At 30.9% G+C, this 13,198-nt stretch carries 8 protein-coding genes and 1 riboswitch; of the genes, 5 read left to right on the top strand and 3 right to left on the bottom strand.

The genetic code is table 11. The features are described from left to right. The first annotated feature begins 62 nt into the window (after window positions 1-62). A complete protein-coding gene (locus tag ACJDT4_RS02920) occupies window positions 63-3,293 on the top strand; it encodes an SNF2 helicase associated domain-containing protein (protein ID WP_406786031.1) in 3,231 nt (1,076 codons plus the stop codon). A 241-nt stretch (window positions 3,294-3,534) separates the two neighbouring features. After that, window positions 3,535-3,666: riboswitch (cyclic di-AMP (ydaO/yuaA leader) on the top strand. A gap of 116 nt (window positions 3,667-3,782) precedes the next feature. Further along, window positions 3,783-4,610 (top strand): 4-hydroxy-tetrahydrodipicolinate reductase, encoded by an 828-nt coding sequence (dapB, locus tag ACJDT4_RS02915; protein ID WP_406786030.1) that lies wholly within the window; start codon window positions 3,783-3,785, stop codon window positions 4,608-4,610. A 94-nt stretch (window positions 4,611-4,704) separates the two neighbouring features. On the opposite strand, the gene ACJDT4_RS02910 is transcribed toward dapB, so the two are convergent. Next, window positions 4,705-5,451: a potassium channel family protein gene (locus tag ACJDT4_RS02910; RefSeq protein WP_406786029.1), complete on the bottom strand. Its 747-nt coding sequence runs from the start codon at window positions 5,449-5,451 to the stop codon at window positions 4,705-4,707. A gap of 253 nt (window positions 5,452-5,704) precedes the next feature. Between ACJDT4_RS02910 and ACJDT4_RS02905 the strand changes: the two genes are divergently transcribed. The 3 genes from ACJDT4_RS02905 (at window position 5,705) to ACJDT4_RS02895 (ending at window position 11,836) form a co-directional block, all read left to right on the top strand. Beyond that, on the top strand, window positions 5,705-6,928 hold the full coding sequence (locus tag ACJDT4_RS02905; RefSeq protein WP_406786028.1) for an exonuclease SbcCD subunit D: 1,224 nt from the start codon (window positions 5,705-5,707) through the stop codon (window positions 6,926-6,928). Then, a complete protein-coding gene (locus tag ACJDT4_RS02900; RefSeq protein WP_406786027.1) occupies window positions 6,915-10,409 on the top strand; it encodes an AAA family ATPase in 3,495 nt (1,164 codons plus the stop codon). Before ACJDT4_RS02905 ends, ACJDT4_RS02900 begins: the two co-directional genes overlap by 14 nt. A gap of 464 nt (window positions 10,410-10,873) precedes the next feature. After that, complete coding sequence (locus tag ACJDT4_RS02895; protein WP_406786026.1) at window positions 10,874-11,836, top strand: DNA-processing protein DprA; 963 nt, start codon at window positions 10,874-10,876, stop codon at window positions 11,834-11,836. Between the two features lie 288 nt (window positions 11,837-12,124). On the opposite strand, the gene queF is transcribed toward ACJDT4_RS02895, so the two are convergent. Together queF and ACJDT4_RS02885 are read right to left on the bottom strand one after the other, a co-directional pair. After that, window positions 12,125-12,622: a preQ(1) synthase gene (gene queF / locus ACJDT4_RS02890; RefSeq protein WP_406786025.1), complete on the bottom strand. Its 498-nt coding sequence runs from the start codon at window positions 12,620-12,622 to the stop codon at window positions 12,125-12,127. Between the two features lie 15 nt (window positions 12,623-12,637). After that, the gene (locus ACJDT4_RS02885; protein ID WP_406786024.1) at window positions 12,638-13,117 is read right to left on the bottom strand and encodes a QueT transporter family protein; all 480 of its coding nucleotides are present in this window, start codon (window positions 13,115-13,117) and stop codon (window positions 12,638-12,640) included. Between the last annotated feature and the right edge of the window lie 81 nt (window positions 13,118-13,198).

Here is a 13,198-nt window from a genome sequence, read left to right as displayed (position 1 = left end):
GAAGCAGTTCATTTTGTGTTATAATAATGTATTACAAATAGCAATTATCAAGGAGAAATATAATGAACAAAAATGAACTGCTCCAGATATTCAACACACAAACTAGTGGAAAGAATGGCACTAAGGGAATTAGAGTTTTAAATAACGATTTAGTTTCAGCCTGTGATATTCATGATGAAGATGATTTAATACATGTAAGTGGCAAGGTTATATCAGAAAGCCTTTTTAATGAATATGACACTGAAATAGAAATAGATGCTTTGAGTAAAAAAATAGTGTCAACTTACTGCACTTGTGTGGATTATGAAAATAATGAAGGTAAAAAGGATAATTACTGCTGTAAACACCTTGCTGCCACTTTTTATAAGTCTTTAGATGAACTTGCTCGGCAGCCTGCATTTAAAAAGAAGTCCTTAGCTAAAACCCAGAATTTAGAAGATGCCCTTAGTATACTTTTGGGGGATGAAGAAGAAAAAGAAGACTTAAAAATAGAGGTTTATATAAATAGAAATGAATGGAATAGTCAGCTTTCTTTTGAACTAAAAATAGGGCTTCACTCAATGAATTCTGGCACCTTGTATGTGCTGAAGGATATAAATAGTTTTCTTGCAGCTATTTATCACAATGTACCAATAACCTATGGTAAAAATCTTACATTAAATTTGAAGAAGCAAAAGTTAGAGGCAAAGGATAAGAAGCTTATAGATTTCATTCAAATGCTTGTAAACATTGATGGGAGTTCTGGCTACAAAAGCAGAAATAAAAAGCTTGCTATTGATGGAAAATACGTACATATACCAGATTATCTTGTAAGAGAATTTTTTGAAACTATAAAGGAGCATAGAGTTTATTTAAATGAAGGTTTTAAATTTAGAACCATTGAAGCTGAGATAGTAGAAGGTAATCCAGATTTGCCTTTTCAAATAAATAATAAAAATGATGAGTATATCTTAGAAGTGCCGGGAGGAATGCCTCTGACTTTAAATTCAAAAGGCACAGCATTTTTATATGGACTTACAATATATATTCCAAGTTATGAATACTGTGAAAAATTAGAGCCATATTTTCGTGTATTTAATAAAGTTAACTCTATAATGCTTCCAGCAGCAAGGGAAGATGCAGTGCTCAGAAAGCTTATTCCAAAATTAAATTTATTATCTCAAAATATAAATTTATCTAAAGCTGTAAGAGATAAGGTAGTCATGGCGAAAAGTGAATTTAAATTTTATTTTGATAAATCGGGGAAAGATGTTGTGCTTACTACAAAGGTTAAATATGGAGAATTTGAATTTAACATATTTGAAGATTGCACAGAAAAAGTTATATATAGGGATTCCAAAAAAGAAACTGAAGTTTTAGAAACCGTAAGGGCGCTTGGTTTTGAAAGAGAAAAGAATAAATTCCATCTTAAGTGGGGAGATGCTTACATATTTAGATTTTTTAAAACTGAAATTGATAGGCTTCAAAGACTAGGAGAGGTATTTTATTCTGAAAACTTCAAGGGAATAAAAGATATTAATTCTAAAAGCATAATTGGGGACATAAGGACTGGAAAGTACAATTATTTTGAAATGGAGTTCAAAATTGATGATGTACCTCCAGCAGAAACAACAGCAATACTTAGGGCTTTTAGAGATAATATTAAATATTATAGGCTTAAAAGTGGAGAATTTTTGGATTTAGAGCAGCTTGAACTTAAAAAATTCCTAAAGCTTTTAGATGCGGTTTCACCAAAAGAAATAAAGGATAATCACCTAGAAATATCTAAGAGTAAAGGAATATATGCTTACGAGTATCTTGAAGAAAATAAAATTAGGTATATTAAAGGTAAAGGTGAACTTAAAAAAATAAGAGATAAGCTCAAAAATATAGACGAATTGACTTTTAAAGTTCCTAAAAATTTAAAGGGCAGCTTAAGAAAATATCAAGAAGTTGGATTTAACTGGTTTAAAACTCTTGATTATCTTGGCTTTGGAGGAATACTAGGAGATGAAATGGGACTTGGAAAAACCTTTCAAACTATCGCCTTTTTGCTGTCTAACTTAGGAAAAAAGTCTTTGATCGTAGTCCCAACCTCCCTTGTATACAACTGGAAGCAGGAATTTGAAACCTTTGCACCGGATATGAAGGTTGCAACAGTAAACGGCAGCAAAGGGGAAAGAGAAGAGATACTTAAAAATATAAAAATTTACGATGCAGTTATAACCACTTACAATCTTTTAAAGCGTGACTTAAATTTATACAGCAGCATTGAATTTGACTACTGCATAATTGATGAAGCACAGTATATAAAAAATCCGCATTCACAAAATGCATTAACGGTTAAAAAGGTAAAATCCCAAAATAGATTTGCCCTGTCTGGAACTCCAATAGAAAATTCTGTTATGGAGCTTTGGTCTATATTTGATTTTTTGATGCCAGGATATTTATATGATGAAAAAAGATTCAGCGTCAGATACTACAAAAAGCTTAAAGAAGAACCAGAGGTCATTGAGGATTTAAATAGGCTCATAAAGCCATTTATATTAAGAAGAAAGAAAAAGGACGTTGTAAAAGAGCTTCCAGATAAAATAGAAAAGATAATGACAGTTGATATGGATGATAAGCAGAAGAAGGTTTATGCTACTTATGCCAAGCATGCAGTTAATTTAATTGAAAAGAAGGTTAAGGAAGAAGAATTTAAAAGCAGCAAGATAGAAATACTTGCTTATATAACAAAGCTTAGAGAAATTTGCCTTGACCCATCTGTTGTTATGGAAAATTATACAGGAACAAGTGCTAAAATTGAAGCACTCACGGAACTTCTACTTCACAGCATAGATGAAGGACACAGAGTGCTTATATTTTCACAGTTTACCTCTGTTCTTAAGAATATAGCTAAAAGAATAAAAGTAGAAAATCTTGATTACAGCTATCTCGATGGAAGTGTGCCATCAGAGAAGAGAATGGAAATGGTTAAAGCCTTTAATTCTGGGCAAAATTCTGTTTTTTTAATAAGCTTAAAAGCTGGGGGAACTGGACTTAACTTAACCTCTGCGGATGTAGTTGTGCATTTTGACCCTTGGTGGAATCCAGCTGTAGAAGATCAGGCAACAGATAGAGCACATAGGATAGGGCAAAAGAACGTAGTTGAAGTTATAAAATTAATTGCAAAGGGCACTATTGAAGAGAAAATTGTAATTTTGCAAAAGGAAAAGAAAAAGCTCGCAGAAAGCCTTTTAGGAGATGAGCTTTCTAATGGAGAGAACCTTTCAAGTTTAAATGAGGAAGAGATTTTGAAGTTGTTTAGATAATCATGTGATAAACTTATTTCACATTTATTGTACTACAGTGAATGCGAAGTAATAGTGCATAAGTAACAAGTTTAAAAAGCATTATTGCTTTGTATTATTTGCTGTATTTCTTATGTTTAATTAATTGTTTATTTGTGCAAATTATCTTAATATTCACAAATTAGAAACACATATATATTGACATACATATGTTGAAATGATATGCTTTTTTATAGATAATGGAAATTATTGTGAAAAATGAATAATTATAACGCTGAATTGTTTAAGCGGGAGAACCAAATTAGGGGTGAATCTTATCAAAATATGGTAAGTAGGGTTAATCTTTTCTACCCGAATCCGACAGCTAATCTCGTAAGCGTTGAAGGGAGGTTTTTGTATGTACAAAAATAAGACCATGTTCTTTTGCTGTACATGCAGTTAATAAGTTGTGGATACTTCTCTACAGCTTATTTTTATTAACATAATTATTATTTTAAAGGAGGAATTTTTATGATAAAAGTATGCTTGATTGGCATTGGAAAAACAGGAAAAGAAGTTGCACGCATGATAATGGAACAAGAAAATATGGAGCTTGTAGCAGCCATATGTAGTTTAGGAAGCTTAAAAAAACACAAAGATTTAGGACAATTAACAGGAAATGAAAAAATTGGAGTTAAAGTGGAAAGTGCAGATGATTTGGAAAATGTAATTTTAAAAACTAAACCAGATGTTGTAATAGATTTTTCTACTCCTAAAGCAACATTGGAAAATTTGGATATAGTGTCAAAAATGAAGGTTAATATGGTTATTGGTACTACAGGATTTTCAGAATTGGAGATAAAGAAGATAGAAAAAGTGGCTTCAATTAATAATACAGGAATAGTCTATGCTCCCAATATAACTCGAGGTGTAAATGTACTTATGATTCTAACAAAGCTAGCAACTATTTTATTGAATAACTATGATTTTCAAATTTCTGAAATTCACTATAAAAATAAAAAAGATATTCCGTCTGGTACAGCTATAAAAATAGCTAAGGAAATAGAAAACGGTTTAAATTATACAGGAAAAAATATTTCTGATAAAAATATACCTATAAATTCAGTTCGTGCTGGAGGCATAGTTGGAAAACATGAGGTGTTAATCGCTGGAGAATATGATAAACTTGTAATTTCTCATGAATCGTTTTCAAGAAAAGTTTTTGCATCAGGTGCACTTTATGCAGCTGATTTTATTAAAGATAAGTTAGGTTTTTATGAAATGAATGATGTTTTAAATTTATCAAAGGTTATAAAAGATTTATATATGGGCAATGATGAAGCAGCATTAGAAATGTAGTGTGATTTTAAAACTACAAAAAGCGTACGCAAATTTGTGTGCGTTTTTCATTTGTATGATTTTGTAATGAATATATTTAAATTAGAAGAAAAATCTATTTAAGTGATTTTAGAACTTTACATATATTGTCAACATCCTTATCACTTAATTTATCAAAATTGTCCAATTCTTCTTTAATGTTTTCTATAACTTGATACTTATAACTTTTGTTTCTATTTTTGGATAGGAAATAAGTTGATATTGTACCTGTAAGCATACTCAAAAAACCTATTCCAGTAATCATTAAAAATCCAGCAATAAGTTTTCCAGAAGTGGTTGAAGGAGATAAATCACCGTAGCCAACGGTAGTTATAGTTACAAAGCTTAACCAAAGAGCGTTACCAAGTGGTATCCCTTCAGACAAATGCATGCCTATTGTTCCTAAAAATAAAACAAAAATTGTTATAAAAATTATGTAACCAAAATTATTTGTTTTAATAAAGCTGTTTATATGAGATCTAAATTTTGCAAAAAAAACTATTGATCTAAAAATTTTAAGTATCTTAAAAATATCAGCGATTCTAAATGCTTGAAATATAGCCCCCAAAGGGATAATAGCTACTAAATCAATTATATTTTCTTTGAAAAATTTCTTTTTATTTTTGGAAAAATAGAGTCTTATAAAATAATCTAAAGCAAATATTATGAGAACTAAGTTATCTATCATATTAAAGCAGTAAACAATTTCTTTTGATAATTTTATAGAATAATCGAGTATAAGTATTACTGCCACAATAATTGATAAGAAAGCCATAGCTGTTTCATAAATTATAGTTAAATGTTTTTTATCCATAATGCCCATCAAAAACCACCCCTAGTAATATATATCGTAACATTTTTTTAAATATTTGTGTTAAAATGATGGTAAGAAAATAGAAAAATTACATACAAGCCTTAAATTAGGCTGAAATGTTTTTAGTAACATTTAATTTTTTTGAAGAGTACAGTGAAGGTTAATTTTCTGTTGACGCTTATTTATAAAGATGACTTAAAAATTAAAAAATAGCTAACATAAAATTTTCAGGAATTATTAAAAATAAAGGGAGCTGATTTTATTGAGAATACTCCACACTTCTGACTGGCACCTTGGTAAAAATTTAGAAGGGTGCAGTCGTATGGATGAGCAGGAAGCTTTTCTTAAGGATTTTGTTGAAATTGTACAGGAAAATAATATAGATATGGTGGTTATTGCAGGAGATATTTATGATAATTCAAACCCTCCTGCAAGAGCGGAGAAAATGTTTTATGATACACTAAAAAAAATATCAGCAAGTGGTGAAAGGACAACCCTTGTTATAGCTGGCAATCATGATAATCCAGAGAGACTTGTTGCAGCAGGGCCTCTTGCAAGAGATCATGGAATTATAATGGTTGGTACTCCAAAATCTGTAGTTTCTACTGGTGAGTATGGAAACTCAAGGGTTTTAGAAGCAGGAGAAGGATTTATTGAGATACAAATAAAAGATGAAAAGGCTGTAATTTTAACAGTGCCATATCCAAGTGAAAAGAGATTAAATGAGGTTTTGTACGGTGAAATGGATGAGGAAGAAGAAAAAGCTAAAACCTATGGAGATAGAATAAAGACGTTATTTGATAGGCTTGGTTCGAGATTTAAAGATGATACTATAAATCTTGTAGTGTCACATCTTTTTACTATGGGCAGCGAAGAAGCAGGCTCAGAGAGAAATGTTCAACTTGGTGGAAGTTTTATTGTAGATGGAGGTTGCTTTCCAGAAAAGGCGCAGTATATTGCACTTGGACATGTACATAAACCTCAGTTAGTACCAGGGACAAGTAAAAGGGCTAGGTATTCTGGTTCGCCGCTTCAATACAACAAGAAGGAAATTAATTTTAAAAAGAAATGTTTTATTGTGGATGTAAAAGCTCATGAAGAGTGCAAAATTGAAGAAGTTGAATTTAAAGTTTATAAACCAATAGAAGTTTGGAAGTGTGAAAGCATAGAGGCAGCCATTGAAAAGTGCGAAGAAAATAAGGATAAGGACTGCTGGGTATATCTTGAGATAACAACGGATAGGTACATAGGAGAAGATGAAATAAAAAAAATGAAAAGCGCTAAAAAGGATATACTTGAAATCATGCCTAAAATTGTAGGAAAAGATGATGAAAAGTTTGATGTAAACAGTTTTTCGGAAAAGTCCTTTAAAGACATATTTAAAGAATTTTATTTAAAAGAAAGAAAAGTTGAGCCACAGGAAGAGGTGGTGGATTTGCTTTTATCCATTGTATCTGATAAGGAGGGGGAAAATGAAGCCAATTAGACTTAAAATAAAAGGATTAAATAGTTTTATAGAAACTCAAGAAATTGATTTTGAAAAGCTTACTAAGAGAGGACTTTTTGGTATATTTGGACCTACTGGAAGTGGAAAATCCTCAATTTTAGATGGAATCACCCTTGCACTTTATGGGGAAGTGGCAAGAAAAAGTTCAAATTATATGAACACTAATTGCAGCAGTTTAAATGTAAGCTATGAGTTTCAAATATCAGGCAGTGAAGTGAAAAGGTATTTAGTAGACAGAGAATTTAGAAGAGATAACAGAACGGGAAGTGTAAGAAGCAAGTCTGCAAAAATAGTGGATATAACGGATGGAGCTGAAAACATACTTGAAGAGGGCGCAAAGCTTGTAACTGAAAAATGTGAGGAGATAATAGGGCTTAAGCTGGAGGATTTTACAAGAACTGTAGTGCTGCCGCAGGGAAAATTCAGCGAGTTTTTAAAACTAGAGGGAAAAGACAGAAGAAACATGCTTGAAAGGTTATTCAATCTTCAAAAGTATGGTGATGAACTATCATATAAGCTTTTATCAAAAATAAAAGAGGAAAGACAAAAATCAAATATACTTGAGGGACAGCTTAAAGGTTATGAGGATATAAGCGAAGAAAAGCTTGAGGAAGTTAATAAAAATCTTTTAGAAAGTAAAGAAAACTGTGAAGTTTATAAAAAGGAACTTAAGGCTGCGGAAGAAAAGTTTAATGAAGCTAAGGAATTGTGGCAGCTTCAAGATGAATTTAAGGTTAGTGCTTTAAAACAGGAAGAGCTTAAAAAGAAAGAACCAGAAATTGAGGAAAAACAAATTAAGGTTATTAAAGGCGAGAGTGCACTTAAGGTAAAACCTTACATTGATAGTTATGAGAAGACTATTCAGGATATAAAAAATTCAAACATTAAACTTGAAAGTTTAAAAAATAGAATAATAGCTATAAAAGAAAATAAGCAAAAAATAAGTGAAAGCTTTAATTACATAAGTGAAAAAAAGGATAGGGAATTACCAGAATTAAGCGTAAAAAAGCAGAAGGTTATTGATGCCATAGCCGAAAAAAACATATTGGATAGATTATTAAATGAAAAAATCGTCTTGGAAAATGAAGCTAAGAGTCTTGAAGTAGCAGCACAAAAGACAGAAAAGGATATTGATGACAATAAAGCTGCTATGGATAAAACAGCTAGTACTATTGGCAGAGGAGAAAAAAAGCTAGAGGAATTAAAGATTTCAGAGGACTACAAGAAAAAGGTTAATGAAGGCATAGTTATTTTAAATGATTATAAAAATAGTTTTAAGAGAAAAAGTAGTTTGGTTAAGGACATTGAAACTGTTAAGCTTACTATAGAAGCTTCAAATAAAAAATCTGAAATTTTATCTAAAGGCATTAAAGAAAAGGATGAAGCTTTAAATGTTATAAAAGCTAAGTTAGAAAAGATAAATGAAAATTGCCCGGGAAATCAAGATACACTTTTAAACCTTCAAAAGAAGCTAGCAGATGCAAAAGATAAGTGGGGCAAGTATGAGGAGTATACTAAAGCTCTAACTAGATGTAATGAAAATATAAATTTGTCTAAAGAAAAGTGCGTCAAATTCGATGTGGAAAAAGAAATTATAAAAAATAATATAAAAGAAATTGAAGAATATGTACGTAAAATTGAAACTGAAAATTTAGCACAAACTTTAAGAAAAAATTTAATTGAGGGTGAGCCTTGTCCTGTATGCGGAGCTGTCCATCATATTACGGAAAATATAGAGATTGTTGATTTAGATAAGCTTGAAGAATTTAAGAGTAATTTAGAAAAGAGTAAGTTAAAATATGAAAACTTAAATTCGGAGATTATAAATCTTCAGGCTAATACTAAACTTGAAGAAAATAATTTAGAAGAATATAAAAACAAAATTAATTTACTAGGAGAGGAATTTAAAGCTTATTCAATATCTGAGCTTGAAAGTGAATTTGAAAAATTAAAAGCCAACTTAGAAAAATTCAATACAGAAAAAACAGAACTTGAAGGCAAATTAAATTCATTAAATGAGGAAAAGAATTCCTTTGAAATTGAGTACAGCAAAGAAGTGACCATTAAAAGTCAAAGTGATGTTCAATTAGAAAAATTAAAGTGTGAACTTGAAACAGTAAGTAAAGAGGTAGAGGAAATTCAAACAAAACTTCAGCTTTTAAAGGATGAGCTTAATATTGAGGATTTTAATGAGAAAAATAAAGAAATTCTTGAGAAAGAAAATGAAAGAGCAAAGGTTGAAGATGTCTTAAAGAAGCTTAGAAATAATCTTAATTTGATGCAGGAAAAAAAGGAACTCTTAAATGAGAATCTAGGAAAGCTAAAAGAAAAATTAAGTGAAAATAAAACCGCTGTTTTGGAAAGAAATAAAAATATAGAAGAAAAACAGACAAGTATAATAAGCAAGGTTGGAAATGAAACAAACCTAGAAGGACTTCAGGTACAAGTAGCTGAACAAATAAAGTCAATAACTGAAAATTATAAGGCTGTAGAAAAGCAAAAAAATGAAATAGAGCAGCAGTATAATGAATGTAATAATGATATAGTATCTGTCCAAAGCAACATTACAAATTTAACAGGTAGAAGTTTAAATGACAAAGAAAATCTTGATAAAGTGCTTGCAGAGGAAGAATTCAAAGATGTACTTGAGGTTAAGAATAGCCTTATTGTAAAAACTGATATTGAAAAGCTTAAATTGGAAATTGATGAATATAAGAATTCTATTTTAAAGTTATCAGGTGCTTTGGAAAATCTAAAAAGTAAGATAAACGGAAGAAATTTAACAGAGGAAGCTTGGCTTGAAATACAAGGTGCAAGGCTTGAAAAAGAAAATAAGTTAAAAGAGTTTGAAGCTGCTGCGGTTAAACTTGAAGAGGAAGTTAAAAGGATAAATGAAAAGCTGACAGAATTAAAGGAGCTTGTCAAAAAAAGGCAGGAGCTTGACCACAAATTAAGCCTTTTAGATGATCTTGAAAAGCTATTTAAAGGAAAGAAGTTTGTTGAGTTTGTGGCTGCAAATCAGCTTAAATATATATCAATAGAAGCAGGCAAGAGGCTTGAGGAAATTACCTCTGGAAACTACGGCTTAGAAGTTGATGACAACGGAAAGTTCTTAATAAGAGATTATAAAAACGGTGGAGCGGAAAGAGATGCATCTACGTTATCTGGCGGCGAGACCTTTGTAACTTCACTAGCCTTAGCTTTAGCACTGTCTGCTCAAATACAGCTTAAAGGAACTGCACCACTAGAACTATTTTTCCTTGATGAAGGGTTTGGAACTCTTGATGATAACTTACTTGAGGTTGTAATGGATTCTTTGGAGAAAATTCACAATGACAAGCTGTCTATAGGTTTGATAAGTCATCTTGAAACAATAAAAGAGAGAATGCCAGTAAAGCTTATTGTAAGCCCGGCTGAAGCAGGAATGGGAGGAAGTAAGGTTAGGATAGAGACAAACTAAATTGGAAACAATTTTTATAACAATAGTATAAATGTATTGTAAAAATACAACAACAATAATAATATTATTATAAGCAATGAATAAGACAATTTTAATTTTTTAAAATAAAAACAGGATGCTTATAGTACCCTGCAATATACAATTCAGTTGCTATAGTCAACTGGTAAAGCTAATTCAATAAAAAATAGCCCTGACCAATGCAAGCGGTGGGCTATTTTTTTATATTTTTAATTAGTACGATAACTAAGTTTATTAATACTACCAAAAAAGATAGAGCAGTAAAAAATAACATATGAGGAGTATTATGCATTGAAATTGGAAAAGATATTTGAGTACTAAAGATAAAATACCTTGAAACTTGAAATTTATTTGTACCAAAATGCCGGCTTCTGGGCATTTTGGTGCACATGAATTTCAATAGTTGAAGCATTTTATCTATATTAATACCAAAAGGAAGATATATTATGTATGAAGAATATATTTTAACATTATTGCAGCTTCCCAGTGTGGGCAAAAGAACTGTTAGTAAAATTTTATCATATACAAATTACATACCAACTAATATAGAAGAAATAAGAGAAGTATTTGAAAAGTCTAAATGGCACATGAAAAAATTAAAAATACCTGAATCTTATGAAGTTTATAAGGCTATGGAATCAGCATATACAATTAAAAAGCAGTGCAAAGAAAGAGATATAAAAATAATAACAACTTTAAATAAAGGCTTTCCAGAAAAGTTAAAAGTAATTAAAAATCCACCGGTGATTTTATTTTACAAGGGTAATTTTGAATGCATAAAGGAAGATAAAGCAGTAGCTATTATAGGCAACAGGATGCCTACAGGGCATGGAAGAAAAGTAGCAGAAAAGCTTGGATATATATTTGGAAAAGAAGGCTTTGTAATAGTTACAGGTCTGGCATTAGGGTGTGACGAATATGCCCATATAGGAGGTTTAAAGGCTAAAGGTAGAAATGCAGCAGCATTACCTTGCAGCTTAGATAATATTTATCCGAAGCAAAACAAGAAGCTTGCACAAGAGATATTAAATAATGATGGATGCCTTATAAGTGAATATACTTTAGGCACAGAACCTTTTAAAGGGAGCTTTATAGAAAGAGATAGACTTCAAAGCGCTTTAAGCAAGGTAGTAATAGTAGTGGAAACTAAAGAGAATGGTGGCACTATGCACACAGCAAATTTTGCATTAGAACAAAATAAAAAACTTTATTGCTATGTACCTCCAAAACAGTATTTGGAGACTACGCAAACAGAGGGCAATAGGAATCTGCTGATTTACAAAAAAGCCTTTCCACTTAGGAATGAAGAAGATATTGAAGATATAAAAAAGGTAACTAAGGATAATACTATTCAAATTAATAGAACTGATATTTTAGAGAAAGCACAACAAATTAGTATCCAGTTTTAAAGCTACAGATATAAATAGTTATATATAATTTAATATTATTACTTAATTAAAGATGAAAGCGGCAAAAATCTTACAACTTAATACTGACTTTATTTTTAGGATATGATTTATAATAATTTAATGGAGTGCAAAGGTTCACACCTAAAATTCCGTAGGTACGGAGGAATTTTTTCCTTGTACCACCGTGGGAGCGAAGTGACAATGCTGAAGGAACAGTTTAAAAAAATCCTAATAAATCTTTTGAGCCTTAGATTTATAGAGTTTTTTTAACGCGACGAAGCATTGTTATTAGCGATTGTCAATCTTTTCAGGGTACATATCATGATAAAACAGTCTCTTTTCCGCCATCTTTTCCCACTTAGTGCCTTCCATACCATAATTAGCATAAGGGTCAATGGAAATTCCACCTCTAGGTTTAAATTTTCCTTGAACTTCTATATATCTAGGGTTCATAAGTTTAATTAAATCCTTCATTATTATGTTTACACAGTCTTCGTGAAAATCTCCGTGGTTTCTAAAGCTGAATAGATAAAGCTTTAATGATTTACTTTCAACCATTATTTTATCAGGAACATAGGATATATAAATATCACCAAAATCAGGCTGACCTGTTATTGGACACAAAGTTGTAAATTCAGGACAATTGAATTTTACAAAATAGTCATTGTCAGGATGTTTGTTCACAAAAGTCTCCAATATTTCTGGTGCATAATTGTAATTGTATTTTGTACCTTGGTTTCCAAGAAGGGTTATTCCCTCTTTTTCTTTTTCATTTCTACCTTCCATATAAAAATCTCCTATCTATTTAAGTTTTGTTTTGAGCTGCTTTAATAAAATAACTCCTAAAATTGCTGGTATAATTTGACCAATACATAAGCTTACTGCAAGCACTGTATAAGGAATGTTAAGTGTAAAGGAAAGCCAAATTGGAACTAAAAGACCAGGTCCTAAAATTATAGGAATTACTATAAACCAATCATTCATTTTTAATTTTTTAATAGCATATACAATGCTGCTGGTTATTATACCAACAAGACAGCCACCAACTATATCGTAAATTCCCATACCGCCCATAATGGTATTAGATATTAGGTTTGCGATTCCTAGTGGAATTATTAAAAATGGTGCCATAGCACTAAGTGAGTACATAGATGTAGCTAATCTTATTTGATATTGACCAAAAGAAAAGCCTTGAGTGAAATACATAATAACTGTATAAATAGCTATTACAAGTCCAGAAAATACTATCTTTTTAGTTGAAGAAAAATTTTTGGTTGACATTTTTGCCTCCTAAGCACCTTCAGCATCATCCTATACACAAAAAAGGCAAATAAAAAAAGCGCATAAGCGCTCTAATAGACA

The sequence above is a fragment of the Clostridium neuense genome (assembly GCF_045310695.1).
In the GTDB taxonomy this organism is placed as follows: domain Bacteria; phylum Bacillota; class Clostridia; order Clostridiales; family Clostridiaceae; genus Clostridium_S; species Clostridium_S neuense.
This window is presented reverse-complemented; position numbering and strand designations above follow the sequence as displayed.

Bases quoted from the DNA above. Each gene is read 5' to 3' on its own strand.
- ACJDT4_RS02920 (WP_406786031.1), top strand. From the start codon at position 63: ATGAACAAAAATGAACTGCTCCAGATATTCAACACACAAACTAGTGGA.
- dapB (WP_406786030.1), top strand. From the start codon at position 3,783: ATGATAAAAGTATGCTTGATTGGCATTGGAAAAACAGGAAAAGAAGTT.
- ACJDT4_RS02910 (WP_406786029.1), bottom strand. From the start codon at position 5,451: ATGGGCATTATGGATAAAAAACATTTAACTATAATTTATGAAACAGCT.
- ACJDT4_RS02900 (WP_406786027.1), top strand. From the start codon at position 6,915: ATGAAGCCAATTAGACTTAAAATAAAAGGATTAAATAGTTTTATAGAA.
- ACJDT4_RS02895 (WP_406786026.1), top strand. From the start codon at position 10,874: ATGTATGAAGAATATATTTTAACATTATTGCAGCTTCCCAGTGTGGGC.
- queF (WP_406786025.1), bottom strand. From the start codon at position 12,622: ATGGAAGGTAGAAATGAAAAAGAAAAAGAGGGAATAACCCTTCTTGGA.
- ACJDT4_RS02885 (WP_406786024.1), bottom strand. From the start codon at position 13,117: ATGTCAACCAAAAATTTTTCTTCAACTAAAAAGATAGTATTTTCTGGA.